Raw genomic sequence first — 23,371 nt, 5'->3', positions numbered from 1 at the left:
GCGCCGGTGGCGGCGCCGCACCCACGCAATTGGGCAACCGGGGCCGGCGCGGCAAGGCGGCCCGGGTTAAGTCTTGGCGAGGCTCGCGCCATGTCGCTCGGCGAGTTCGCTGTAATGGACGGCGGTGCGGGCGAATTTCGCGCGCTCCTCGGCATCCATCACGCGCATCAGCTTGGCGGGCGACCCGGCCCACAGTTCCCCGGGCGCAATGCGCTTGCGCGGGGGCAGCAGCCCGCCGGCGGCGAGCATGCCGCCCGCCTCGATGACCGCGCCGTCCAGCACGGTCGCGCCCATGCCGACGAAGGCGCCATCCTCCAGCGTGCAGGCGTGGATGATGCAGGCATGGCCGACCGTCACGTCGTCGCCGATGATGGCGGCCTCGGCGTTGCGATTCACGTGGATGATGGTGCCGTCCTGGATGTTGGTGCGCGCGCCGATGCGGATGAAGTTCGTGTCGCCCCGCAGCACGCAATGGTACCAGACGCTGCTGCGCGCGCCGATGGTGACGCGGCCCAGCACCAGCGCGGTCGGCGCCACCCAAGCATCGGGGGCGATGTCCGGGTGGTGCTCCTCGAAGCTCAGGACGTTGCTCATGCCGCGCGCGGCAGCGTCGCGGTGACCGCGATGTCGAGCATCAGCCCGATATTCTGCACCGCGGCGCCCGAGGCACCCTTGCCGAGATTGTCGTAGCGCGCCGTCAGCACCGCTTGGCCGTTCCGGTCATGGCCGTGGACGCTGAGCTCAATCATGTTCGTGCCGTTCAGCGCCTGCGGTTCCAGCTTCGCTTCCGGCGCCACGACGCGGACGAATTCGGCGCCGGCGTAGCGGGCGCGGAGCAGGTCCTCGATCTCGGCCGCCTTCGGGCTGCCGCGCAGCATGTCGAGGTGGAGCGGGACGCAGTCGATCATGCCCTGGCGGAAATCACCGACCGAGGGGATGAAGATCGGGCGCCTGGTCAGCCCGGTGTAATGCTGCAGCTCGGCAATGTGCTTGTGTTCGAGCGTCAGGCCGTAGAGTTCGAAATCCGGGGCCTGGCGTGCCTCGTAGGCCGCGATCATCGCGTTGCCGCCGCCCGAATAGCCGGAGATGGCGTTGACCGTGACGGGGAAATCCGTAGCCATCAGCCCGGCATCAATCAGCGGGCGAAGCAACAGGATGGGGCCGGTCGGATAGCAGCCGGGATTGGCCACGCGCATGGCGCGCGCGATGATGCCGGGCTGGTCGCGCGTGAGTTCGGGCAGCCCATAGGCCCAAGCCGGGTTGACGCGGTGCGCCGTCGAGGCGTCGATCAGCTTCGGCGCCGCATCGCCCATCTCGGCGGCCATGGCAGCACTTTCCTTCGCTGCGACGTCCGGAAGGCAGAGCACGACAAGGTCGACCTGCTCCATCATCGCGCGGCGGGCGTCGGGGTCCTTGCGGCGGTCGGGGTCGATGGAGCGGATGGCCAGCGCAGGGTTCAGCGCAAGACGCTCGCGGATCTCGAGGCCGGTGGTGCCGGCCTCGCCGTCGATGAACACCCTCGGAATCGAACCCTTCGCCATGGTGGCCTCCTGATGATGCATTGGCGCCCAGATGCGCCCCGAAAAGCAAGAAGGGTGGACCCTTGCGGATCCACCCTTCTTCGATGACAGCCATGCGGCCGGCGCTTGCGCGCCGATCCGCCGGCGCTCAGCGCTTGGAGAACTGGAAGCTTCGGCGGGCCTTCGCCTTGCCGTACTTCTTGCGCTCAACGGTGCGGCTGTCGCGCGTGAGGAACCCGGCCTTCTTGAGGATTCCGCGCAGCTCGGGCTCGTAATTCACCAGCGCACGGGAGATGCCGTGGCGCACCGCGCCCGCCTGCCCCGAGAGCCCGCCGCCGACGACCGTGCAGACCACGTCGAACTGCTGGTAGCGGTCGGCCACCAGGAAGGGTTGGGTGATCAGCATGCGCAGCACCGGGCGCGCGAAATACTTCGCCTGCTGCTTGCCGTTGATCTCGATGGAGCCCTTGCCGGGCTTCACCCAGACGCGGGCCACGGCATCCTTGCGGCGGCCGGTGGCGTAGCTGCGGCCGAGCGCATCGCGCTTCGGCATCACGGGGGCCGCGGGGGCCACGCCCGGGACAACGCCGGTGACCAGGCCCTTGAGGTCGGCGAGCGACGTCGCGGTGGTTTGCTCGCTCATCTCAGATCACCTTGTTCTTGCGGTTCAGCGCGCCGACGTCGAAGACGGTGGGCTGCTGGCCGGCATGCGGATGCTCGGCATCCGGATAGACATGGAGGTTGCGCATCTGCTCGCGGCCGAGGGGCCCGCGCGTGATCATGCGCTCGACGGCCTTCTCGATAACCCGCTCCGGGTAGCGGCCGGCCAGCCGCTCACCCACGGTGCGGCCCTTGATGCCGCCGGGGAAGCCGGTGTGCCAGTAGAAGACCGACTGCTCGGCCTTGTTGCCGGTGACCACGACCTTGCGCGCATTGACGATGACGACGTGGTCACCGCAATCGACATGCGGCGTGAACGTCGCCTTGTGCTTGCCACGCAGCCGGTTGGCGACGAGCGTGGCGAGACGGCCGAGCACCAGGCCCTCCGCGTCGATCACGATCCAGTTCTTGGTGACGTCGGCCGGCCGGATGGACCGGGTCTGCGTGGTGAGCATGTGTGCTGCCTGGGCAATGAGAGCGCGGCTTATGGCGGGGATGCGCTGTGCGGTCAAGCAGCAATGGGGTTTCCTGTAGTCGGTAGCATGATACCGCGGCTGTTTTGCCCGCTTCGCGCGCCCGCTCCGGCGTGGCACTTTGCCCGAAATCACGCGGAGACGCCCAATGACCAATACACCCCGCAAGCTGGGCCTCGCCCGCAACACCTCCAACTATGGCGACCGCGACTTCGCGCTTTATCTTCGCAAGACATTCGCCAAGTCCATGGGCTACAGCCAGGCCATGCTGGACAGGCCCGTGGTGGGCATCGCCGATACAGCGAGCGACTACAACAACTGCCACCGCACCATCCCCGAGCTGGTCGAGGCGGTGAAGCGCGGGGTGCTTGCGGCCGGAGGGCTGCCGCTGGCCTTCCCGACGATCAGCATCTGCGAGCCCTCGCTCAGCCCGTGTTCCATGCACTACCGCAACCTCATGGCGCTCGACACCGAGACCATGCTGGCGAACCAGCCGATGGATGCGGCCGTGCTGATCGGCGGGTGCGACAAGACTGTCCCGGCGCAGCTGATGGCGGCCATCTCGTCGGGTACGCCCTCGGTCATGCTGGTTACCGGCCCGATGCTGGCTCAGGCGTTCGAGGGCGAACGGCTGTCGGCCTGCACCGATTGCAGGCGGTATTGGGCACGCTACCGGGCGGGCGAGGTCAGCGAGGAGAAGATCAACACCCTCGAAGGCAAGCTCGCGACCACGGCAGGCACCTGCGGCGTGATGGGCACGGCCAGCACCATGGCGTGCCTGGCCGCAACGCTGGGATTCATGCCGCTCGACGCGGCTTCGGCGCCGGCGGTGCATGCGGACCGCCTGCGCATCGCGGAGGAAGCCGGGGCGCAGGCGGTGCGGCTGATCCACAAGCCGGTCACACCCCTAAGCCTGATGTCCCAGGGCAATCTCGACAACGCCGTGCGCGTGCTGCTCGCGATCGGCGGGTCCACCAACGCCATTGTTCACCTCGCCGCCATTGCGGGACGGGCGGGGCTGTCGCTCGACCTCAAGCGCCTCGACGCGCTGTCCGAGGAGACGCCTGTGCTGGTGGACCTCAAGCCCACCGGTGAGGGCTACATGGAGGATTTCCACTCTGCGGGCGGGATGCAGGCGCTGCTTTGGGAATTGCGCGACCTGCTCGACCTCGGCGCGCTCGACCTCGACGGCGTCACGCTCGGCGAGCGGATCGGCGACGGCGATCACTACGTCAACCGCAAGATCGTCCGCGCCCGCGGCGAGCCGGTCTCGCCGGTGGGCGGCCTTGTCGCCCTGCACGGGTCGCTCGCCCCCGAAGGCGCGATCCTGAAGCGGAGTGCGGCGACCCCTGCCCTGTTCGAGACCGAGGCGCGTTGCATGGTGTTCGACGGGCTGGAAGACCTCGCCAACCGCATCGACGACCCGGATCTGGATGTCACGCCGCAGGACATCCTGGTGCTGAAGAATGTCGGCCCGCGCAGCCCGGCCGGCATGCCCGAGGCGGGCTACCTGCCCATCCCGAAGAAGCTCGCGCGCCAGGGCGTGAAGGACATGGTGCGGATGAGCGATTGCCGCATGTCCGGCACCGCCTTCGGAACCATCGTGCTGCATATCGCGCCCGAGGCCTCGGTCGGCGGCCCGCTCGCGCTGGTGCAGACCGGCGACCGCATCCGGCTGTCGGTAAAGGAGCGGCGGCTGGACCTGCTGGTGGAGGAGTCCGTCCTCGCCGAGCGCCGCGCGGCGTGGCGCGAAGCGCCGGCGCCCAAGCGCGGCTGGGACCGGCTGGTGCATGAGCAGGTGACGCAGGCCCCGCTGGGCGCCGATCTGCGCTTTCTCACTGCGTCGGGCGAGTGAGGGATCGGCCATGGGCGTTCGGCAAGACCATTTTCGGATGTTCGCGCGCTATAATGCCTGGGCGAATGACCGCATCTACGCCGCCACGGCCGAGCTTTCGCCGCAGGCCCTGGCCGAGGATCGCGGCGCCTTCTTCGGGTCGCTGCTCGGCACGCTCAACCACCTGCTCGTGACCGATCGCCTCTGGATGGCCCGCATCGAAGGCACGAGCCAGAGCGGGACGCGGCTGAACGCGATGCTGCACCATGATTTCGCGGAACTGCGCGTCGCGCGGCAGGGCCAGGACCAGGCGCTCGTCGCGCTCGTCGAGGGCATGAGCGAGGAGCGGCTCGCGCAGCCGCTCGCCTACGCGACGACGACAGGGGTGGCGCAATCCCAGCCGCTGCACGAGGTGCTGTCGCACCTGTTCAACCACCAGACCCACCACCGGGGCCATGCGCACCACCTCGTCGGCCTTGCGCTGGGGCAGGAAAAGGCGCCTGTCCTCGACTTGCTGGCCTATCAGCGCAGCATCGCGCGCGCGGCCTGACGCCAGCCGCGCCGACATTCCACCACCAGGACCGCCCATGCCGATCATCAATCGCATCGCCGATTTCCACCCCGACATGACGGCGTGGCGGCATGATTTCCATGAGCACCCCGAACTCGCCTTCGAGGAGCACCGCACCAGCGCCATCGTCGCTGCAAAATTGCGCGAATTCGGCTGCGACGAGGTGGTGACCGGCATCGCGAAGACGGGCGTGGTGGGCGTCATCCACGGGCGCACGCGCAACGGTCGCGGCATCGGCCTGCGCGCCGACATGGATGCGCTGCCGATCCTCGAGGAATCGGGCGTGCCCCACGCCTCGAAAACGCCTGGCACCATGCATGCCTGCGGCCATGACGGGCACACGACCATGCTGCTGGGGGCCGCGCGCTACCTGGCCGAGACGCGCAATTTCGACGGCACCGTCTATGTCATCTTCCAGCCGGCAGAGGAGAATTTCGGCGGCGGCGACGTGATGGTGAAGGAGGGCTTGTTCGACCGCTTCCCGATGGAGCGCGTCTTCGGGCTGCACAATTGGCCGGGCGCGCCGGAGGGCACGTTCCTCTGGCGGGTCGGGCCGATCATGGCGGCCGTCGCCAATCTCGAGGTCACCATCACCGGCCGCGGCGCCCATGGCGCAATGCCGCACCAGGGCGTGGACCCGATCGTCGTCGCGGCGGCCATCGTGCAGGCGCTGCAGAGCATCGTCTCGCGCAGCGTGGAGCCGGTCGATGCCGGCGTCATCACCATCGGCCATATCCTGGGCGGCATGACCTACAACGTGATCCCGGAGACGGTGCGCATGCTCGGCACCGCGCGCTGGTTCGCGCCCGAGGTCGGCGACCTGCTGGAGACGCGCTTCGTCGAGACGGCTGAGGGCATCGCCACCGCGATGGGTGCGCGCGCCGAGGCGAAGTTCCTGCGGCTCTATCCGGCGACCGTAAACGAGGAAGTCTCCACCGGCCTCGCCGCCGACGCGGCGCGCGCCGTGCAGGGCGATGCCCGCGTGGTGCCGATGGCCAAGCCCACCATGGGCGGGGAGGATTTCTCCTTCATGCTCAACGCCAAGGATGGCGCCTACCTCATGCTCGGCGCCGGACGCGGGCCGCATGATCCGCAGGTGCATCACCCGCGCTACGATTTCAACGATGCGATCCTGCCGATCGGCGCGAGCTGGTGGGCGACTCTGGCGGAGCGGCTGCTGGCGAAGGTCTGATCATACGACCAGGCTGTAGAACATGCGCAGCGACGTGACCGCGAGGAACACCGCGAAGGCGCGCTTGAGCAGCAACGGCGGGATGGTGTGCGCGAGCGTCACGCCCCAGGGCGCGGCCACCATGCTCGCGGGCACGATGAGCGCCACGCCCACTAGGTTGACGTAGCCCAGCGAGAAGGGCGGCAGGCGCGGATCATCCCAGCCGCCCCAGATGAAGCCGATGGTGCCGGGGATCGAGATGATCAGCCCGAACACCGAGGCGGTGGAGACCGCGCTGCGTATGGGGGCGCCGAGTGCCGTCAGGATCGGCACGCCCACGGTGCCGCCGCCGATCCCCATCATCGCGCTCACCGTGCCGATGAAGCCGCCGATCGCCTGTCGCACCCAGCCCTGCGGAAAGCTCTCGCGTAGGCGGAACTCCGCGCCGGAAAACCCCATGTTGATGGCGACCGCGAGCGCGATGGTCGCGAAGACGATCGTCGAGACCTGTCCACGAAGATTGATCGCGAGGATGGTGCCCAGCAACACGCCAACCATGATCGACGGCCAGATGGAGCGCAGCAGCGGCAGGTCCATGGTGCCCCTGGCGTGGTGCTTCCGTGCCGACTGGATGGAGGTCGGGATGATCGTCGCGAGCGAGGTGCCGACCGCGAGCTTCATCATGATCGCCTCCGGGATGCCGAAGATCGGGAAGATGGCGAAGAGAACGCCCACGATCACGATGCCGCCGCCGACGCCGAGCAGCCCCGCGAGCAGTCCGGAGAACAGCCCCGTCACCGCCATCGCGCCCGCCAGCAGGGCGAGCCAGAGCGGGTGGGTCATGGGGTCCATCGAATGCCTTACGAGTTTTGCGTGGCGGAGCGGCGTGGCATACAGACAAGGCGCGGTGGCGTCACCCGCTGCGGGAGAATTATCTCATGAGTGATCGCATCCTCGGCGTGCTTGGCGGCATGGGTCCTCTGGCCTCGGCGCATTTCATGCTGCGCCTGACGCTGCTCACGCCCGCGGCCCGCGACCAGGATCATATCCCGGCTGTCCTGTGGTCGGATCCGCGCGTGCCGGACCGCAAGCTCGGCCATGACGGCACCGGGCCGGACCCGCTGCCCGCACTGCTGCGTGGCATTCGCGGTCTGGAAGCGGCCGGCTGCGGCGCCATCGCCATCCCCTGCAACACGGCGCATGGCTGGTTCGACCGGATGCGGATGAAGACCGATCTGCCGATCCTGCACATTGTCGATGCCGCCGCTGCCGAGCTTGTGCGGCTTGGCGTTCGTTCGGGGAAGATCGGGCTGATGGGCACCGCGGCGACGCTCGCGATGCGCCTGTATCAGGAGCGGCTGGACTATGAGGTGATCACGCCAGACGACGCGGAAATGGCCACCTTGGTGACGCCGGCGATCGCCGAGGTGAAGGCGAACCGCGTCGCCGATGCCTACGCGCCGTTAGCCGAGATGGCGTCGCGCCTTGTCGCGCGCGGTGCACAGGCCGTAGTGCTGGGCTGCACGGAAATTCCGCTCGGCATCCTGGCGGGCCCTGCCCTGCCCTTCCCGGTCGCGGACACGATCGACGGACTGGCACGCGCCGCGATCAGCTGGGCGCGGCCGGCCGGATGATGCGCGCCGCACGTTGCGGCGCGCATCTGTTGTTCAGCGCGCCTTCTTGTAGAGCTTCTCGGCGATCTCGAACATTTCCTCAGGCGCATAGTCGGGCGTGAAGGCCGAAGGAACACCAGTCAGCTGGTGGATCTTGCCGCCTTCCGGTGCACCGTCGACGACGGTCAGCTCGCCATCGGGGTCGCCGGGCAACGCCATCTCGCCATTGCCCCAGATGCCCGCCATCTCCTTGTAGTTGCTCGGGCTGAAGGTATAGAGGCGACGGTGTGAGCCTTCGTCGAGGTACTTCTGGCACTCCGGGATGTTGGAAAGATCGATGTTCGGCGTCGGCAGCATGTCCTCGATGGAGACACCGGTGATCTGCTTCAGCGCCAGCGCATAGGCGTGGGCATGCACCGAACCGCGCACGAGCAGGTAGCCGCAGACCTCACGCCCCGTCGGGTCGCTGAGTGACTCGTAGACGCGCAGCTTGTGCAGGCGCGCGCCGCATTCGAGATGGAAGTTGTGCAGCAGGTCCACCACGACGTTCCCGGTGGTGGTGACGAAGTCCATGTTCCACGAGGCGCCGTTGCTGTTCATCGGCATCGCGCCGCCGCCGTTCGAATAGAACCCGGCCGCGAGGCGGATGTCCTTCATCGCCTCGAAGGGCGCACCGCTGATGTCGCCGCCATCGCTCTCGTCGAGATCGCTGTCGGGCCCGTTGTTCAGCATCGCCACGCCGTTGCTCACCAGCTCGACATGGCCGAGCTCCTCGGCGGTGATGGAAGCGACCAGGCTGTAGAAGGGGCGGAGCTTTTCCTTGCTGCGAAAGTTGAAGCTCTGGAACATGTAGTTGTTGAGCGTGGACATCTCGCCGTACTTGCCGCCGAGCAATTCCTGCAGCGCGGCAGCCGCATTCGGGTCGCGGCGCTTGGGGGCGGGAAGTTCGGCTTGCAGCTTATCGATCCGTAGGAACATGACGCAGTCCTCCTTGTGAGCAAGGGGAACCGATCGCGTTCAACCGAGTTGCCCGCTCGCCCGACCGATGTGGGTCACACAAGCGTTGGTGGATCAGGGTTCTTCAAGCCATCGGGGCTCCACATCCTCGAATGCTGTCCTTACGCATAGCGCGGTCATGCCCTGTATCTTGATGCCGGCGCGCCGGCGCCGCATTCTCGCGCCGCCGGGACGATTTCGAAACGAGGCGTCCGACCCATGCGCGCAGTTGTTGTGCTGATTGTCTTGCTGCTGTCGTCCGCGGCGCGGGCACAGGAGACGGTAATCATCTTCGACGCCTCGGGCTCGATGTGGGGACGCATCGATGGGCGGACGAAGATCGAGATCGCGCGCGAGGCGGCGCGGACGCTGTACGGCGCGCTGCCGCCGGGTGGGCGCGTCGGGCTCATGGCCTATGGCCATCGCCGCGCCAATGACTGCGGCGATATCGAAATGCTGGTGCCGCTGGGCGCGCTGGATGCCGCGCGCCTCGCGGGCGCAACCGATGCGATGGTGCCGCGCGGGCGCACGCCGATCACGGAATCGCTCCGCCAGGCCGCTACCGCTCTGGATGTCGCGCGGCGCGGCGGCACGGTGATCCTCGTCACCGACGGCATCGAGACCTGCGAGGGCGATCCCTGCGCGCTGGCGGCCGAGCTGGAACGCAGCAATGCCGCCTTCACCATCCATGTGGTGGGCTTCGACCTGCGCACGCCGGCGGAGCGGGCGCGGGTCTCCTGCCTCGCCGAGCGCACCGGCGGGCGATTCATCGCGGCGCAGAACGCAAGCGAGCTCGGCGCCGCGCTGCGCCAGGTGGCAGCTGCGCGGCCCGCGCAGGTCGCGGCGCAGCGACGGATTCCGCTGGTCGCGATGGATGGTCCGCGCGCGCTGGACGGCGCGCGCTTCGCGGTGACACGGATCGGCGAGGACACCGCCTTCCTGGAGGACGTGACAGGCGACGTCGCGCTCGCGCCGGGCCGCTATCGCGTGGCCGGCATCGCCGCCGGGCGCAGCGGCGCGGTCGAGGCGACCGTCACCGCCAATGTGCCGGCGCGCATCGTGGTTCCGATCACTCTGCCGGTGCCGACCGCGACGCTGACGCCGGAGACCGCCACGCCCGCCGCGATCGCGACCCTTCCAATCGCCTGGCGGGGGCCGGACGAGCCAGGCGACGTCATTGCCATCATTGCCGCCGGCGCAACGTCGCCGCTGGAGTCGCGGCCCTATGTGGCGACCAGGGCCGGCAACCCTGCGGCGATGCGCATGCCCGCCACCGCTGGTGACTACGAGCTGCGCTACCTGCACGCCCGCACCGGCGCCGTGATCGGCACGGCGCGCATCGCGGTGCAGCCCTTCACCGCGCGGATCACCGCACCCGACGCGGTCGAGGCTGGAACGCCCGTGGCGTTCACCGTCGAAGGGCCGACCGGCGACGGGCTGTGGCTGGAAATCGGCACGCAGGCCGGCGCCTCAGTCGGCAACGAGGTCCGCATGACCGAGCCGCGCAGCGGCGAGATGACCGCGCCCACCGCCATCGGCGAATACGAGTTGCGCTATGTGGATGCGAGCGAGGGCGTCGTGCTCGCGCGCCGGCCGCTGCGGGTGGTCGCGTCCTCCCTGCGCATGACGGCGTCCGCCACCGCGCGCACGGGCTATCCGATGAGCGTCGCCTTCACCGGCACCCCGACCGACGACGACTGGATAGGGGTCGTTGCCGTTGGCACGCCGGATGGGGACTATGTTGATGGCCATTGGCTGCGTGGGCTGGTCAGCTCCGGCTCGCCGGTGCTCCTGCAGCCCCTACCCGACGCCGGTGCGCAGGAGCTGCGCTATGTGCGCCAGCGCGAGGTGCTCCAGCGCGTCGCGGTCGCGGTCAGCGCGGGCGTCGCCCGGGTGGAAGCGCCGGCGCGAGCGCTACGCGGCGCCGAAATCGCGTTGCGCTTCGAAGGGCCTGCCGCCGCGTCGGACTACCTGACCTTCGCGCGCGCCGGCGACCCGCCGGAGGAGCGCATGGGCGGCAGCGATACCTATCTCGAAGGGATCACCGATGGGCGCGCCAGCATCAATGCGCCTGCCGAACCCGGTTCGTATGAGCTTCGCTACGTGTCCGCGACATCGCGCGCCGTGGTGCTGGCGCGCGTGCCCGTCGTCGTGGAGTAGCCGTTAGCCCTCAGGGGCAGTCGCAACCATCCGTCGGGCCGGTGTCGCCACGCACGACGTGATGGTCGATCCATTCGGAGACCAGCAGCCGCGCCTCGTTCACCGAGGCCTCGGGGTGGTGGATGCGATACAGCGCGGTGCAGGCGCGGAACGCAGCGAGGTCGGGATTGCCGACCACGCGCAGCTCGCGATAGGCGGTGACGACGGCGCGTTCGCAGCGGCGGGCGATATGGCTGAAGTCGCTACCCATAGGTCAGTCCGAGCCTCCAGATGCGAATCACTCGCATGTGTCAGCAAAGACTAGTCCGGAGGCGGCGCCGCATCAAGCGGGCTTATGCTGCGCAGATACGGTTCGACCGCGCCGTTGAGCTTCATCGTCAGCGGCCGGCCGCGCCGGTCGAGCGTCTTGCCCAGCGACACCCGCACCCAGCCTTCGGAGACGCAATATTCCTCCACATTGGTTTTCTCGACACCCTTGAAGCGGATGCCCACGCCCTGCGCCAGCAGCGCCTCGTCGTAGAACGGGCTGCTCGGGTCGTTGGAGAGGCGGTCGGGAAGAGCGCTCACGATGCCGCGACCGCTTCGGCGATGGCGCGGCCGACATCCTCGGTGCCGGCCTGGCCACCCATGTCGCGGGTGCGCGGCCCGCCTTCGGCGAGCAGCTTCTCGATCGCGGTGGTGATCGCCTTTGCGGCCTCCGGCTCGCCCAGGTGGTCGAGCATCATCGCGCCTGACCAGATCTGCCCGATCGGGTTGCAGATGAACTTCCCCGCAATGTCGGGGGCCGACCCATGCACCGGCTCGAACATCGAGGGGTGATTCTTCTCCGGGTTGATGTTGGCCGAGGCCGCGATGCCGATCGACCCCGCAACCGCGGGCCCGAGGTCGGAGAGGATGTCGCCGAACAGGTTGGAGCCCACCACCACGTCGAACCAGTCCGGGTGCTGCACGAAATGGGCGCAGAGAATGTCGATGTGGAACTGGTCGGTCGTCACCTCCGGGTAGGACTTGCCCATTTCAGCGAAGCGCTCGTCCCAATAGGGCATGGTGAAGGTGATGCCGTTCGACTTGGTGGCGCTGGTGAGCTTCTTGCGCGGCCGCTTCATCGCCAGCTCGAAGGCGTATTTGATGATGCGGTCGGTGCCGATGCGCGTCAGGATGGATTGCTGCGAGACGAATTCGCGCTCGGTGCCCGGGAACATCCGCCCGCCGACGGAGGAATACTCGCCCTCGGTATTCTCGCGCACGACGTAGAAATCGATTTCGGCGGGCGTACGGTTCGCCAGCGGCGTCTTGGACCCCGGCAGCAGCTTGCAGGGGCGCAGGCTGACATACTGATCGAATTGCCGCCGGATCGGGATCAGCAGGCCCCAGAGCGAGATGTGGTCCGGCACGCCGGGCCAGCCGACCGCGCCGAGGAAGACGGACTCGCTATCGCGCAGCTGGTCGATGCCGTCATCGGGCATCATCTTGCCGGTTTTCTCGTAGGTCTCGCAGGACCAGTCGTAATGCGTGAGCGCGAGGTCGAAACCAAAGCGGCGCGCCGCGGCGTCGAGCACGCGCAGCCCCTCGGGAACCGTTTCCTTGCCGATGCCGTCGCCGGGAATGACGGCGATGCGGTGCGTTTTTGTCATGGGGCGTGGTCCTGCCGAAAGGGGGCGGAGAGTGGCGTCCAGGCGCGCCGGCGGCAAGGGGCCACCCCCGCAGGGCGGGTCACCAGGACCTGAAGGCGACGAAATATTCCTCATGAGCATCGAATGACCAGCGACAGGGTCGATCAAAATGCTATCGTTTCGATCCCTGAAGGTCTGTGGAGGTCATCGTGCCGGCAGTCGATCCGAAAACCCTCAAGCTGGGCGATATCCTGATCACCGCCGCCAGCAACACTGTCTCCCATTGCGGGCTGGTCGCAGGCACGACGAGCATCAACGCAGCGAGCGGCCGCGTGGATCGTCCGAACATCGTCTATCACGCGACCTCCTCGAAGGGCGTCACCCAGGACGAGGCCGGCACCTGGGCGCAGGGTCGCGGTCCCACCGGCGTGTTCCGGTGCAAGTCACTGCGCTTCATCACCCAGGGCGGGGTGAGCGCGGAGAAGAAGATCGCCGATGCCGCCGTGGCGCTGTCCACGCGGTGCAGCTACGGCAAGGGCCGCGCCTTCTTCAAAAGCTGGACCGGCACCTCGGATTACGGCTCCTCTGCCAAGGGGCGCGTGGCCAAGTACCTGCTGCGGCTCGGCGCGGACGGGCCTTTCGTCACAACGCTGTATTGCTCGGAATACGTCGTCCTGGCCTACCAGATCGCGGCCAAGGGCGACGAGAGCGTGGGCTACTTCATCGACCTCGACGGCAAGCACACCCTGCCCAAGGATCTGCGTAACTGGATCCTGCAGCGCACCACGCCGGGCGGCAGCTGGGAGTATCTGGGCGACCTAGTCTAGCGCCGCTTTATCGCGCGGCACACGCCGCGCTATGACGGCGCATGACCCATACACTCGAAGATCTCCGCCCCTATGCCGGTCACGCGTTGCAGGACGCGTTCATCCCGGAGCTGCCTGGCCATTACCGGGGCAAGGTGCGTGAGAACTACGACCTGCCGGACGGGCGCCGCATCATCATCGCGACCGACCGGCTGAGCGCCTTTGACCGCATCATCACCGCCGTGCCGCTGAAGGGCGAGGTGCTGACGCAGACCGCGCGGTTCTGGTTCGAACGCACGGCGGATCTCTGCCCGAACCACGTGCTGTCCTACCCCGATCCGAACGCGCTGCTGTGCAAGCGCCTCGCCATCATGCCGGTCGAGATCGTGGTGCGGGACTACCTGGCCGGGACGACGTCCACGGCCATCCTGACCATGTACAAGGCCGGTCGGCGGGAGATTTACGGCCATCATTTCCCCGACGGCCTGCTGGCCAACCAGAAGCTGCCCCAGACCATCATCACGCCAACCACCAAGGCCTTTGACGCCGGCCATGACGAGGAGCTGAGCGCCGAGCGCATCCTGGCGGAGGGCCTGCTCACGCGCGCGCAGTGGGAGGAGGTCTCCGCCCGCGCGCTCGCGCTGTTCGCCCGCGGGCGCGAGGTGGCTGCGGAGCGCGGCCTCATCCTCGCTGACACGAAATATGAATTCGGCTTCGACGAAGCGGGCGCCATCGTCCTCGCCGATGAGATCCACACGCCCGATTCAAGCCGCTACTGGTTCGCCGAGAGCCACCGCGCCGGGCAGACGCCGCAGAGCTTCGACAAGGATTTCGTCCGCAGCTGGGTCGTCGCGCGCTGCGACCCCTATGTGGACGCGATCCCGGAAATCCCCGCCGAGGTGAACCTCGAGGCGTCGCGGATCTACATCAGCGTCTATGAGGCGATCACCGGCACGGACTTCCCGCTGCCGCCCACCGACGAGGCGGTGCTCACGCGTATCCGCCGCAACCTGGCGGGCTTCATGGCGGGCTGACTGGATCTTCCATCCCGCGCGGCGCTCGATGCGGGATGGTCCTGTTCACATCGGCTTGGTCCTCGTACGCGCCCTGATCCTCGGGACCCGGCTTCTTCATCATGGGTGCGCGCGACGGGATGCTGACCGACGCGACCTTTCCCGAGTGGCTGATCGCGCTCGCGCTCCCCGTGCTTTTCACCTGGCTCGCTGTTGATGTCCGCCGAAAGGGATGGGCGGAGCACTGTGCTGGTGCTCCTCGCCCTGCCTGCGACGCGCGCCGCGCTGCTCACGGTGGGAGCTGATGGCATCAGGCCGGTGCCGCAAGCCCCGGGATGGTGTCGCGGAATCGCTCCGGCAGGACCACCGGCGGGGTGAGCCATTCGTCGGGCATGACGGCGTTGTCGATGATCTGCGTGCGCCAGTGCTCCATGTAGGCGTCGAACGGGGCGAGCGCCGCATCGCCGCCGGGCGGCGCCAAGGCCGGGTTCGCATAGGCGAGATCGAGGTATTCCGCCGTGCCCATCCTCCATTGGTAGCCATAGCCCTTGTCCACATCGATCGCCGAGCGCTCGACCTGGCGGCGCGTTTCCAGGCTGCGGATGAAGATGTCGCGGTCGGCGTATTTCAGGTGGAACAGGAACAGCTCGCCGCTGGGTTGAACATGCGACGAACAGGCGTGAAAGCCCGGCCCCCAGCGCACCGGCACTGAGGCGATGAGCGTCTTGCAGTAGTGCCTGGCGAATTTCACCCGCCGCCGCTGCGCCAGGATCGGCAGGCGGCGATCGAATGCTGCCTCCCGCGCCGGTTCGTGCAGCACGTCGAGCCCCATCGCGCGGAGCAGCGGCGCGCCGGACGCGGCGATCGCCTCGCGCAGCCCGGTGAACTTCGCCGGATCCGCGACCAGGAACTCGTCCGCGTCGCTGAAGACGACGACGTCGTGCGTACGCAGCAGCGAGGCGTGGAAGTTCGCGACCAGGAAGGAGCGCACGGCGGTGTCGAATTTCCGGCTGCGCGGAAAGCGCGTGACGGAGATGCCAAGGCCATCGGTGCAGCCGTCATCGGAGCCATGGTCGATGCAGTAGAGGTTCTCGACGCCGAACTCGCGCCCGTAGTGGCGCACCCAGAGCGGCAGGAAATCCGCCTCGTTGTGCACCATCGTGAAGGCGGCGATGCGCAAGCGTGCTCTCCCTAGGACCGCAGCCTGTCTTAACGGCAGCGGCGCTGCGCGCGCCAGCCCCGTAACAACCGACGCGCGGATGTCACAGCAGCCCGCGCGCCCGCGTCGCGACGCGTCCGGTCTCATCGAGCGCGGCGCGCGGGCCCGGCGCGGTGCCCGCGCCTAGCGGGGCGGCGAGACCGCTGGCGAACAGCGACTCGGAGAGCAGGCGGTGCCGCGAACCCAGGCCGCCAGGATCGGCAACCAGCAGCGGGGCGCCCGTCGCGAGCGATTCGCTCAGCATGGAAACGCTGTCCCCGGTCACGACGAGCAGGTCGGCCCAGGCGAGGAAGCCGGCATAGGGGTTCGGGCCGGGATCGCCCCAGCGGAACAGCCGGTGCGGGGTGCCTTCCAGCGCGCGCGCGAGGGCATCGGTCGCCGCGAGGCCCGTGCGGCGCGACGCGCTGGCGAGGATGCTGGCGCCGAGCCCCTTGGCCTGCTCGGCGATCGCGACCGCCACGGCCGGGTCCATGGCCTCGCCGCGCACCGGCCCGCCGAGCAGCAGGGCGACGCGCGGGGGCGGCAGCGTGCCCAACGCCGCGAACTCCTCACGCGCGGCGGCCAAGCGTGCCTGCGGCATGCGGTGGGTCGCGCCCAGGATGGGCAGGATATTGGGGCGCGTCGGGGGCGCGTCGTGCTGTCCGATCACCAGCATGTCGAAGCGGGCGCGCGCGAAGCCGGGGTCCATGCAGTGGACGGTGCGCACACCTCGGCGCGCGAGCCATAGCGCAGCCGGCGCCGCGCGCCGCCCGGCACTGATCACCAGGCGAGGCCAGGGCGGTGCGAACTGCGCACGGCACGCCCGGCTCAGCCCCGCCAGCGTCGCCCAGCGCAGCGGCAGCCGGGCGAAGGGCGACCAAGCAAGGGGCATGGTGCGGAACGGCTCGCCGATCGCCTCGGCAATGCCCAGGGCCTGCGCCGCGGTCCCCGCGCGCGGGTCGGCCAGGACCCAGATCGCGGGATCGGTGGACGTCACGCGCCCCGCGCACTACCACAGGCGGAGCGAAGGGAACCTGCCATGTCCGCCACCCATGCCTCCGACTGGGACCGCGATGCCGCGCTGACCACCGCGCGCATCCTGCTCGAGATCAAGGCGGTGAATTTCCGCCCCGAGGAACCCTACACCTTTACATCCGGCTGGAAGAGCCCGGTCTACATCGACTGCCGCCGCATCATCTATTTCCCGCGTGCGCGCAAGCGCATCTGCGACTTGGCCGTCGAGAAGATCGGCCGCCACATCGGCTACGAGTCGATCGAATGCGTCGCCGGCGGCGAGACCGCGGGTATCCCGTTCGCCGCCTGGATCGCGGACCGGATGATGGCGCCGATGGCCTATGTGCGGAAGAAGCCCAAGGGGTTTGGCCGCAACGCGCAGATCGAGGGCGACGTGCCCGAAGGCCAGCGCACCCTGCTGGTCGAGGACCTGACCACCGACGGCGCGAGCAAGATCGCCTTCTGCAAGGCGCTGCGCGATGCGGGGGCGATCTGCGACCACACCTTCGTGGTGTTCTACTACGGCGTCTTCCCCGGCAGCTTCGAGACGATGAAGGAGATGGGCCTGCAGCTGCACGCGCTGTGCACCTGGTGGGACGTGCTGGAAGTCTGCCGGGAGCGGCCCTATTTCTCGGAAGCTGCGCTCAAGGAAGTGCGGAAGTTCCTGGAGAACCCGGTGGGGTGGTCACAAAGCCATGGCGGCATCGGCAGCCTGGCGGAGGCCAAGCCCAAGGGGATGGAGTGAGCCGCAGAAGGCTTGGACAGTCAGGCTGGGCGGCTTGGAGGTTGCGCCGGATGATCGGAGGTTCTTTGCCATGGGCGCGATGCGTCTGACGCTTGATTTGCCGGAGGCGCTGAGCGCCGGCATCGCAGCGCTGGCAGCCTCGGAAGGGCGCTCGCCGGAGGCGGTGGCGCTGGCTGTCCCGTCGTGGCGCATCGCGGATTTCGAGGAAGCACGGGCGGAGCTCGCGCAGGCTGAGGCGGATATCGCCGCAGGGCTGATCATGCCGCATGACGAGGTGATGGAGGAGATGCGCGGTTGGGCCGCCGCCCTCCGCGCCCGCAAGCCGGGCTGACATGAGGCTCGGCGGGTCGGGCGTCGCGCGCGCCCAGTTGCGCGCCGCCCGGGACCACGTCGCCGGCGACAACCCGGATGCGGCAGATGCGCTGGTGAGCCGAAGCGAAGCGGCCGCCGGTCGGCTCATGGATTTCCCTGAGATCGGCCGCCCCCTGGGCACGGATCTTCGAGTCTTCGCCATTCCACGCTCGCCGTTCCGACTGGTGTATCGCATGGCGCCGGAGGACGGCATGATCCTCATCCTCGCCGTCTGGCATGGAGCACGACAATGGCCCTTTGGCCCCGCTTGATCCTTGCCTGCCTGATCGCCGGCCCCGCGCTCGCCCAACCCCGCGACACGCTCACCATCGGCATCACGCAATTCCCCTCCACCTTCCACCCCAACATCGAGTCCATGGCGGCCAAATCCTACGTGCTCGGCTTCGCCCGCCGCCCGCTCACCGCCTGGGATGCCGATTGGCGCCTCGTCTGCCTCACCTGCGAGACCCTGCCGACGCTGGAGAACGGCCTCGCCGTGCGCGAGACCGCGCCCAATGGCCGCCCCGGGGTGCGCGTGACATACCGCCTGCGCGAGGGACTGCGCTGGGGCGATGGCGTGCCGGTCAGCGCCGAGGATCTCCGCTTCGCTTGGGAAGCGGGGCGCAATGACGCCACCGGATTCGGCCCCGCCGAATTCTACCGCAGCGCCTATGAACTGATCGTCGTCGATGCCCGCACGGTGACGCTGCGCTTCGACAAGCTGACCTTCGACTTCGCCTCCATGGGCGATTTCCAGCCGCTGCCGGCGCATATCGACCGCGCGCGTTGGGAAGCCGCTCCCGCCACCTACCGCACCCGCACCGCCTACGACACGGAGACGGCCAATCCCGGCCTGTGGAACGGCCCCTACCGCGTGACCGCGGTGCAGCCCGGCGCCGGCGTCACGCTCGAGCGCAACGCGCAGTGGTCTGGCCCCGCGCCCGCCTTCCGCCGCATCCAGATCCGCACCATCGAAAGCACCGCCGCGATGGAAGCCCAGCTTCTCGCCGGGCAGATCGACATGATCGCGGGCGAACTGGGCCTGCCGCTCGACCAGGTGGCGGCACTCGAACGCCGGGTCGGCGCGCGCTTCCGCTTCGAATACCGTCCCGGCCTCACCTACGAACATCTCGACCTCAACCACGACAACCCCGCACTTGCGGACCGGCGCGTGCGCCAAGCGCTGATCCTGGCGCTCGACCGCGCGCAGATCGTGGCGCGCCTTTTCGAGGGGCGGCAGCCGGTCGCGCATACCTCCGTCAACCCGCTCGACCCCATGAGCGATCCGGATGTGCGGCAATGGCCACACGACCCAGCCCGCGCCGGCGCGCTGCTCGATGAGGCCGGCTGGCGGCGCGGGCCCGACGGCATCCGCCGCAATGCCGGCGGTGAACGCCTGTCGATCGACCTGATGACCACCGCCGGCAACCGCTCGCGCGAACAGGTGCAGCAGGTGGTGCAGGCGCAATGGCGCGCGGCCGGCATCGAGGCGCGCATCCGCAACGAGCCCCCGCGCGTGCTCTTCGCCGAGACCCTGTCGCGCCGCCGCTTCCAGGGCGGGGTGCTGTTTGCCTGGGTCAGCGCGCCGGAGGGCGTGCCTCGCACGACGCTGCATTCCGACGAAATCCCCCGCGCCGAGCGCAACTGGTCCGGGCAGAATTTTGGCGCCTACCGCAACCCGGAACTGGACGCGCTGCTCGAAGCCCTGCCCGAGGAACTGGACCGCGACGAGCGCGCCCAGATGTTCCGTCGCCTGCAGGCCATCTACGCCGAGGATCTGCCGGCGCTGCCGCTGTGGTTCCGCTCCGACGCGCATGTCTGGCCGACCTGGCTCGAGGGTGTGCGGCCGACCGGGCACCTGAACTACTCCTCACTCTGGGTGGAGGGGTGGCGCGTACGGTGATTGCGGGCCGCCTTCTCCAGATCGCCATCGTCCTCGGGCTGCTCTCCTTCGCGAGCTACGCGCTGATCGGGCTGATGCCCGGCGACCCGATCGAGCTCGCCATCGCCGGCGACCCGCGGCTTGGGCCGGAGGATGCGGCGCGGATGCGGGCGCTGCATGGACTGGATAGGCCTCTGCTCGCCCGCTACGGCGCCTGGGCGACGGGCGTGCTGCACGGCGAGTTCGGCTACTCGCGCCTCTTCGCGGTGCCGGCCGCGAGCGTGTTGTGGCCGGCTCTGTGGTCGACGCTGTTGCTGCTCGGCTGTGCACTGGCCATCGCCGCGGCCGGCGGCATCGCACTGGGCGTGCTGGCCGCCGCCCGACCGCGCAGCGGCCCCTGGGTGGACGCCGTGGCGGTGCTCGGCCAGGCCATGCCCTCCTTCTGGCTCGGCATCCTGCTCATCATCCTGTTCGCGGTGACGCTCGGCTGGTTGCCGGCGGGCGGGTCCGCCGATGACGGTCTCGGCCTGCGCTTCCTGGTGCTGCCGGTCGCCACGCTGGCCGTCGCGAACATTGCCGCCTATGCGCGGCACACCGCGGCTGCGATGCGCGTCGCACTCTCCGAGCCCTGGGTACGCACCGCGCGCGCCAAGGGTGCGTCGGGCCCGCGCGTGCTGTGGCGACACGTCTTCCCCAATGCGGCGGTGCCGGTGCTGACCATCGCCGCGCTCGATGCCGGCGCGTTGGTCTCCGGCGCTGTGGTGACGGAGACGGTCTTCGCGCGGCCCGGCATGGGCAAGCTGATCTACGACGCGATCATGGGGAACGACTACAACCTCGCGCTGCTCGCCCTGCTGCTGGTGGCGCTGGTGACCATGCTGGCGACCCTCGCGGCGGATGTGGCGCAACGGGTGATCGACCCGCGGATCTCCGCCTGATGCGGTTCTGGCTCGGTGTTTCGTTGCTCGGCACGCTGGTGGCCGGCGCTCTGACTGCGCCCCTGTTGGGGCAGGATTCCGCAGCACCCGATCTGTTCAACCGCTACGCCGCGCCCTCGTCCGAGCACTGGCTGGGCACAGATGATCTCGGGCGCGACCTGCTGACGCGGCTACTCGAAGGCGCGCGAGTCTCGCTCGCCGTCGGCATTGCGACGGCACTGGCGGCGAGCATCATCGGCACCGCGGCCGGGCTGCTCGCGGCGTGGCGCGGCGGCGTGGTGGACGCGCTTCTGATGCGCCTGGCCGATGGGATGCTCGCGTTGCCGGCGCTGCCGCTGCTGGTGGTCCTGGCCGCCGTGGATCCCTCGGTGGTGGGCCTGCCGCGCGGGCAGGCGGCGTCGGACATGATCCGCATCGTGGGCATCCTGACCCTTTTCGGCTGGGTGGGCGTGGCGCGCCTGGCGCGTGCGGCCGCGCTCTCGGTGCTCGCGCGCGACCATGTCCGCGCAGCGCGCGCGCTGGGCGTGACCGAGGCGCGGCTTCTGATGCGCCATGTGCTGCCCGCCCTCGCCGTGCCGGTGAGTGTGGCGACGGCGCTGGCGGTGGCGGGCGCAATCCTCGCCGAGAGCACGCTCAGCTTCCTCGGCCTCGGCATCGCCCCGCCGAACCCGTCCTGGGGGAACATGCTCGCCAATGCGCAGGAGCTGGTCTTCTCCGCGCCGATGGCCGCGGTGTGGCCGGGCCTCGCCATCCTGATGGCGGTCGCGGGCTGCACTCTCATCGCGGACGGCGTGCGCGCACGGTAAGGGAGGGCGCCGGCCTCCCTGCCGGCGCCCCCGCCTCTCAGCTGCCGATGATGCCGCCATCCTTCTTCACGATCGCGATCACGGCCGGGCGCGGCGGCATGCCCTCGGCGAAGTCGGGCCAACGGGTCGAGGGCGCCTCGAAGGTGCTGCCGGTATCCTCGCCGGGATGCTGGATGGCGAGGAACATGGTGCGGTCATCCGGCGCCATGCACGGCCCGCACACCTCGGCGCCCGTCGGCGCCTGGTAGAACAGCTTCGTCAGCGCCCGTCCCGGACCGGCGGTGTCGGCGGCGTAGAGGCCATCGGCGATACCCGCTGCCGTGGGCGCGCCATCGGTCGCGATCCAGATGCGGCCCTTGCTGTCGAAGGCGCAATTGTCCGGGCAGGACAGCCAGCCCTGGTCGGAGGTGGCGCGATGGTAGCGCGCCCCGGCATCCTGGCCGGGCTTGCCCGCCATCAGGAAGATCTCCCAACGCCCTTCCGTCGCGGTGTGGTCCACCGCATTGCCGACGCGCGGCGGGATCAGCTCGATGATGTGGCCATGCGCGTTGCGCGGACGCGGATTGGCGGCGTTGCCTTCCGCGCGAGTCGTGTTGTTGGTCAGCACGACATAGACGCGGCCATTGACCGGGTTGGTCTCCACGTCCTCGGGGCGGTCCATCGGCGTCGCGCCCAGCAGGTCCCCGGCGCGGCGGGTGTTGATCAGCACCTCGGCCTGGTTGGCGAAGCCGTTGGCCGCCGTCAGCGGTCCCTGGCCGTGCACCACGGGCAGCCATTCGAGCTTGCCGTCATCCTGCAGCTTGGCGACGAACAGGGTGCCCTCATCGAGCATGTCGCGGTTGGCAGCGCGGTCATTGAGGTTGAACGGGCGCGCGGTGACGAACTTGTAGACGTAGTCCATCGCCTGGTCGTCGCCGCAATAGATGACGACGCGGCCGTCATGGCTGACAGCGTGGGTTGCGCCCTCATGCTTCACGCGGCCGAGCGCGGTGCGCTTCACCGGCACGCTCTCCGGGTCGTAGGGGTCGTATTCGACCACCCAGCCGAAGCGGTTCGGCTCATTGGGCTCCTTGTCGAGGTTGAAGCGGTCCTCGAAGCGGCCCCAAGGGTATTGCGCCGCGGCGACGATCCCATAGCGACGGTGCATCTCGCCCTGCGGGCCGGTGCCGGCGGAGGCGCCGCCGAAATAGCCGTTGAAGTTCTCCTCGGCGACCAGGACCGTGCCCCAGGGCGTGTTGCCGCCGGCGCAGTTGCTGAGCGTGCCGAGCACGCGCGTGCCGGTCGGGTCCGCGTTCGTCTTCATCAGCGCATGGCCGGCGGCGGGGCCGGAGATGCGCATCGGCGTGTCGCCGGTGATGCGACGGTTGTAGCGGCTCTCGCGCACATAGCCCCAGACGCCGTTGGTCTTGCGGATCTCGACCACCGCGTGGCCATGCGCCATGCGCTCGATGTGGGATTGCTCGGCATTGGCGCGGATGCGCGCGCCGCTGCCGCTGCCGATGCCGGCGAACATCAGGTTGGTATTGGTGTATTCGAGATTGGCGCAGAGCAGGCCGTGATCAGCGGTGTTGGAGCCCTGCGGCAGCGGCTTGAAGTCGATGTAGTCGTTGTTGTAGCCGAACTGGCCGGCCTGGGCGGCGGGCGTCTGCGCATTGGGGTTGAAGGCCGGCGCTTCGGCAAGGATCGGGTCGCCCCAGCGGATCACGACCTGGGTCTCGTACCCCTCCGGCACCGCGTCATGCTGGGAGAGCTGGTGGCGCACCTCGCCGAAGGCGAGGCTGGATGGACCGCCCTGGACGGGCACCTGCGCCTGCGCGCTCGCGACCAGCTGGTCGGTGAGCGTGGCGGCACCGGCGAGGCCCAGCAGCGCGGCACGGCGCGAAAGGCGGCGTTCAATCAGCAGGCCGACCGGCTCGCGCGGATCGGGGTTGGATGCGATGTCGTCGGGATCATTCTCGAGCATGTGGGAAGTCCGCTTCCAGGGTTCAGATCGCGCGCACCAGGCCC

The 23,371-nt window shown here is 68.9% G+C and carries 25 protein-coding genes; 13 read left to right on the top strand and 12 right to left on the bottom strand.

Going from position 1 to position 23,371, the window contains the following annotated elements:
• Positions 1–66 precede the first annotated feature (66 nt).
• The 4 genes from GXW79_RS00910 to rplM form a co-directional block, all read right to left on the bottom strand.
• Complete coding sequence (locus GXW79_RS00910) at positions 67–594, bottom strand: gamma carbonic anhydrase family protein (RefSeq protein WP_211872324.1); 528 nt, start codon at positions 592–594, stop codon at positions 67–69.
• The gene (argC, locus tag GXW79_RS00905; RefSeq protein WP_211872323.1) at positions 591–1,541 is read right to left on the bottom strand and encodes an N-acetyl-gamma-glutamyl-phosphate reductase; all 951 of its coding nucleotides are present in this window, start codon (positions 1,539–1,541) and stop codon (positions 591–593) included. The genes GXW79_RS00910 and argC overlap by 4 nt, the downstream gene beginning before the upstream one ends.
• Before the next feature lie 127 nt (positions 1,542–1,668).
• Complete coding sequence (gene rpsI / locus GXW79_RS00900; protein ID WP_211872322.1) at positions 1,669–2,163, bottom strand: 30S ribosomal protein S9; 495 nt, start codon at positions 2,161–2,163, stop codon at positions 1,669–1,671.
• A gap of 1 nt (position 2,164) precedes the next feature.
• Positions 2,165–2,635 (bottom strand): 50S ribosomal protein L13, encoded by a 471-nt coding sequence (gene rplM, locus GXW79_RS00895; protein WP_211872321.1) that lies wholly within the window; start codon positions 2,633–2,635, stop codon positions 2,165–2,167.
• A gap of 166 nt (positions 2,636–2,801) precedes the next feature.
• Here rplM and GXW79_RS00890 point away from each other — a divergent pair, with 166 nt between their 5' ends.
• Genes GXW79_RS00890 through GXW79_RS00880 form a run of 3 tightly spaced genes read left to right on the top strand, consistent with a single transcriptional unit; the run spans position 2,802 to position 6,250 of the window.
• On the top strand, positions 2,802–4,508 hold the full coding sequence (locus GXW79_RS00890; RefSeq protein ID WP_211872320.1) for a dihydroxy-acid dehydratase: 1,707 nt from the start codon (positions 2,802–2,804) through the stop codon (positions 4,506–4,508).
• A gap of 37 nt (positions 4,509–4,545) precedes the next feature.
• The gene (locus GXW79_RS00885) at positions 4,546–5,037 is read left to right on the top strand and encodes a DinB family protein (RefSeq protein ID WP_211872319.1); all 492 of its coding nucleotides are present in this window, start codon (positions 4,546–4,548) and stop codon (positions 5,035–5,037) included.
• Between the two features lie 37 nt (positions 5,038–5,074).
• Positions 5,075–6,250, top strand: coding sequence for a M20 aminoacylase family protein (locus GXW79_RS00880; RefSeq protein WP_211872318.1), 1,176 nt, complete (start codon positions 5,075–5,077; stop codon positions 6,248–6,250).
• Here the strand turns inward: GXW79_RS00880 and GXW79_RS00875 are convergent, their stop codons facing one another.
• Complete coding sequence (locus GXW79_RS00875) at positions 6,251–7,072, bottom strand: sulfite exporter TauE/SafE family protein (protein WP_211872317.1); 822 nt, start codon at positions 7,070–7,072, stop codon at positions 6,251–6,253.
• Positions 7,073–7,167: 95 nt separating this feature from the next.
• Between GXW79_RS00875 and cuyB the strand changes: the two genes are divergently transcribed.
• Complete coding sequence (cuyB, locus tag GXW79_RS00870) at positions 7,168–7,863, top strand: cysteate racemase (protein ID WP_211872316.1); 696 nt, start codon at positions 7,168–7,170, stop codon at positions 7,861–7,863.
• A gap of 33 nt (positions 7,864–7,896) precedes the next feature.
• Here cuyB and GXW79_RS00865 read toward each other — a convergent pair whose 3' ends face one another.
• On the bottom strand, positions 7,897–8,820 hold the full coding sequence (locus tag GXW79_RS00865; RefSeq protein WP_211872315.1) for a manganese catalase family protein: 924 nt from the start codon (positions 8,818–8,820) through the stop codon (positions 7,897–7,899).
• A 237-nt stretch (positions 8,821–9,057) separates the two neighbouring features.
• Between GXW79_RS00865 and GXW79_RS00860 the strand changes: the two genes are divergently transcribed.
• Positions 9,058–10,998 (top strand): vWA domain-containing protein, encoded by a 1,941-nt coding sequence (locus GXW79_RS00860; RefSeq protein ID WP_211872314.1) that lies wholly within the window; start codon positions 9,058–9,060, stop codon positions 10,996–10,998.
• Between the two features lie 10 nt (positions 10,999–11,008).
• Here the strand turns inward: GXW79_RS00860 and GXW79_RS00855 are convergent, their stop codons facing one another.
• Genes GXW79_RS00855 through GXW79_RS00845 form a run of 3 tightly spaced genes read right to left on the bottom strand, consistent with a single transcriptional unit; the run spans position 11,009 to position 12,632 of the window.
• Entirely contained in the window at positions 11,009–11,248 is a 240-nt protein-coding gene (locus tag GXW79_RS00855) for a hypothetical protein (RefSeq protein WP_211872313.1), read from the bottom strand.
• Positions 11,249–11,298: 50 nt separating this feature from the next.
• Entirely contained in the window at positions 11,299–11,568 is a 270-nt protein-coding gene (locus tag GXW79_RS00850; protein WP_211872568.1) for a DUF3297 family protein, read from the bottom strand.
• Positions 11,562–12,632, bottom strand: a complete 1,071-nt coding sequence (locus tag GXW79_RS00845) for a tartrate dehydrogenase (protein WP_211872312.1) — start codon at positions 12,630–12,632, stop codon at positions 11,562–11,564. Before GXW79_RS00845 ends, GXW79_RS00850 begins: the two co-directional genes overlap by 7 nt.
• A gap of 188 nt (positions 12,633–12,820) precedes the next feature.
• Between GXW79_RS00845 and GXW79_RS00840 the strand changes: the two genes are divergently transcribed.
• Both GXW79_RS00840 and GXW79_RS00835 read left to right on the top strand, forming a co-directional pair.
• The gene (locus tag GXW79_RS00840) at positions 12,821–13,438 is read left to right on the top strand and encodes a hypothetical protein (protein WP_211872311.1); all 618 of its coding nucleotides are present in this window, start codon (positions 12,821–12,823) and stop codon (positions 13,436–13,438) included.
• A 41-nt stretch (positions 13,439–13,479) separates the two neighbouring features.
• A complete protein-coding gene (locus GXW79_RS00835) occupies positions 13,480–14,451 on the top strand; it encodes a phosphoribosylaminoimidazolesuccinocarboxamide synthase (protein WP_211872310.1) in 972 nt (323 codons plus the stop codon).
• A 289-nt stretch (positions 14,452–14,740) separates the two neighbouring features.
• Here the strand turns inward: GXW79_RS00835 and GXW79_RS00830 are convergent, their stop codons facing one another.
• Positions 14,741–15,610 carry a glycosyltransferase family 2 protein gene (locus GXW79_RS00830; RefSeq protein ID WP_211872309.1) on the bottom strand — a complete coding sequence of 290 codons (870 nt, stop codon included), beginning with the start codon at positions 15,608–15,610 and terminating at the stop codon, positions 14,741–14,743.
• A gap of 82 nt (positions 15,611–15,692) precedes the next feature.
• Positions 15,693–16,625 (bottom strand): mitochondrial fission ELM1 family protein, encoded by a 933-nt coding sequence (locus GXW79_RS00825; protein WP_367614769.1) that lies wholly within the window; start codon positions 16,623–16,625, stop codon positions 15,693–15,695.
• Between the two features lie 42 nt (positions 16,626–16,667).
• Here GXW79_RS00825 and GXW79_RS00820 point away from each other — a divergent pair, with 42 nt between their 5' ends.
• The 6 genes from GXW79_RS00820 to GXW79_RS00795 all read left to right on the top strand — a co-directional run bounded on the left by GXW79_RS00820 (position 16,668) and on the right by GXW79_RS00795 (position 21,364).
• The gene (locus tag GXW79_RS00820) at positions 16,668–17,387 is read left to right on the top strand and encodes an orotate phosphoribosyltransferase (RefSeq protein WP_211872308.1); all 720 of its coding nucleotides are present in this window, start codon (positions 16,668–16,670) and stop codon (positions 17,385–17,387) included.
• A gap of 70 nt (positions 17,388–17,457) precedes the next feature.
• Positions 17,458–17,718, top strand: coding sequence for a hypothetical protein (locus tag GXW79_RS00815; RefSeq protein ID WP_211872307.1), 261 nt, complete (start codon positions 17,458–17,460; stop codon positions 17,716–17,718).
• Position 17,719: 1 nt separating this feature from the next.
• Positions 17,720–18,010, top strand: a complete 291-nt coding sequence (locus GXW79_RS00810; protein ID WP_211872306.1) for a type II toxin-antitoxin system RelE/ParE family toxin — start codon at positions 17,720–17,722, stop codon at positions 18,008–18,010.
• A complete protein-coding gene (locus GXW79_RS00805; RefSeq protein WP_211872305.1) occupies positions 17,989–19,641 on the top strand; it encodes a peptide ABC transporter substrate-binding protein in 1,653 nt (550 codons plus the stop codon). The genes GXW79_RS00810 and GXW79_RS00805 overlap by 22 nt, the downstream gene beginning before the upstream one ends.
• On the top strand, positions 19,626–20,558 hold the full coding sequence (locus GXW79_RS00800; protein WP_367614768.1) for an ABC transporter permease: 933 nt from the start codon (positions 19,626–19,628) through the stop codon (positions 20,556–20,558). Before GXW79_RS00805 ends, GXW79_RS00800 begins: the two co-directional genes overlap by 16 nt.
• Positions 20,558–21,364 carry an ABC transporter permease gene (locus tag GXW79_RS00795; protein WP_211872304.1) on the top strand — a complete coding sequence of 269 codons (807 nt, stop codon included), beginning with the start codon at positions 20,558–20,560 and terminating at the stop codon, positions 21,362–21,364. Before GXW79_RS00800 ends, GXW79_RS00795 begins: the two co-directional genes overlap by 1 nt.
• A gap of 37 nt (positions 21,365–21,401) precedes the next feature.
• Here GXW79_RS00795 and GXW79_RS00790 read toward each other — a convergent pair whose 3' ends face one another.
• Positions 21,402–23,327 (bottom strand): PhoX family protein, encoded by a 1,926-nt coding sequence (locus GXW79_RS00790; protein ID WP_211872303.1) that lies wholly within the window; start codon positions 23,325–23,327, stop codon positions 21,402–21,404.
• Positions 23,328–23,371: the final 44 nt, after the last annotated feature.

The organism is Plastoroseomonas arctica (assembly GCF_018128965.1).
GTDB lineage: Bacteria > Pseudomonadota > Alphaproteobacteria > Acetobacterales > Acetobacteraceae > Plastoroseomonas > Plastoroseomonas arctica.
Note: the sequence above shows the minus strand (reverse complement) of the source record. Positions and strands in the feature narration are given on the sequence as shown.

What these genes read in the sequence shown, in the direction of transcription:
- GXW79_RS00910 (WP_211872324.1), bottom strand. Translation starts at nt 594, where the DNA reads ATGAGCAACGTCCTGAGCTTCGAGGAGCACCACCCGGACATCGCCCCC.
- argC (WP_211872323.1), bottom strand. Translation starts at nt 1,541, where the DNA reads ATGGCGAAGGGTTCGATTCCGAGGGTGTTCATCGACGGCGAGGCCGGC.
- rpsI (WP_211872322.1), bottom strand. Translation starts at nt 2,163, where the DNA reads ATGAGCGAGCAAACCACCGCGACGTCGCTCGCCGACCTCAAGGGCCTG.
- rplM (WP_211872321.1), bottom strand. Translation starts at nt 2,635, where the DNA reads ATGCTCACCACGCAGACCCGGTCCATCCGGCCGGCCGACGTCACCAAG.
- GXW79_RS00890 (WP_211872320.1), top strand. Translation starts at nt 2,802, where the DNA reads ATGACCAATACACCCCGCAAGCTGGGCCTCGCCCGCAACACCTCCAAC.
- GXW79_RS00885 (WP_211872319.1), top strand. Translation starts at nt 4,546, where the DNA reads ATGTTCGCGCGCTATAATGCCTGGGCGAATGACCGCATCTACGCCGCC.
- GXW79_RS00880 (WP_211872318.1), top strand. Translation starts at nt 5,075, where the DNA reads ATGCCGATCATCAATCGCATCGCCGATTTCCACCCCGACATGACGGCG.
- GXW79_RS00875 (WP_211872317.1), bottom strand. Translation starts at nt 7,072, where the DNA reads ATGACCCACCCGCTCTGGCTCGCCCTGCTGGCGGGCGCGATGGCGGTG.
- cuyB (WP_211872316.1), top strand. Translation starts at nt 7,168, where the DNA reads ATGAGTGATCGCATCCTCGGCGTGCTTGGCGGCATGGGTCCTCTGGCC.
- GXW79_RS00865 (WP_211872315.1), bottom strand. Translation starts at nt 8,820, where the DNA reads ATGTTCCTACGGATCGATAAGCTGCAAGCCGAACTTCCCGCCCCCAAG.
- GXW79_RS00860 (WP_211872314.1), top strand. Translation starts at nt 9,058, where the DNA reads ATGCGCGCAGTTGTTGTGCTGATTGTCTTGCTGCTGTCGTCCGCGGCG.
- GXW79_RS00855 (WP_211872313.1), bottom strand. Translation starts at nt 11,248, where the DNA reads ATGGGTAGCGACTTCAGCCATATCGCCCGCCGCTGCGAACGCGCCGTC.
- GXW79_RS00845 (WP_211872312.1), bottom strand. Translation starts at nt 12,632, where the DNA reads ATGACAAAAACGCACCGCATCGCCGTCATTCCCGGCGACGGCATCGGC.
- GXW79_RS00835 (WP_211872310.1), top strand. Translation starts at nt 13,480, where the DNA reads ATGACCCATACACTCGAAGATCTCCGCCCCTATGCCGGTCACGCGTTG.
- GXW79_RS00820 (WP_211872308.1), top strand. Translation starts at nt 16,668, where the DNA reads ATGTCCGCCACCCATGCCTCCGACTGGGACCGCGATGCCGCGCTGACC.
- GXW79_RS00815 (WP_211872307.1), top strand. Translation starts at nt 17,458, where the DNA reads ATGGGCGCGATGCGTCTGACGCTTGATTTGCCGGAGGCGCTGAGCGCC.
- GXW79_RS00810 (WP_211872306.1), top strand. Translation starts at nt 17,720, where the DNA reads ATGAGGCTCGGCGGGTCGGGCGTCGCGCGCGCCCAGTTGCGCGCCGCC.
- GXW79_RS00805 (WP_211872305.1), top strand. Translation starts at nt 17,989, where the DNA reads ATGGCCCTTTGGCCCCGCTTGATCCTTGCCTGCCTGATCGCCGGCCCC.
- GXW79_RS00795 (WP_211872304.1), top strand. Translation starts at nt 20,558, where the DNA reads ATGCGGTTCTGGCTCGGTGTTTCGTTGCTCGGCACGCTGGTGGCCGGC.
- GXW79_RS00790 (WP_211872303.1), bottom strand. Translation starts at nt 23,327, where the DNA reads ATGCTCGAGAATGATCCCGACGACATCGCATCCAACCCCGATCCGCGC.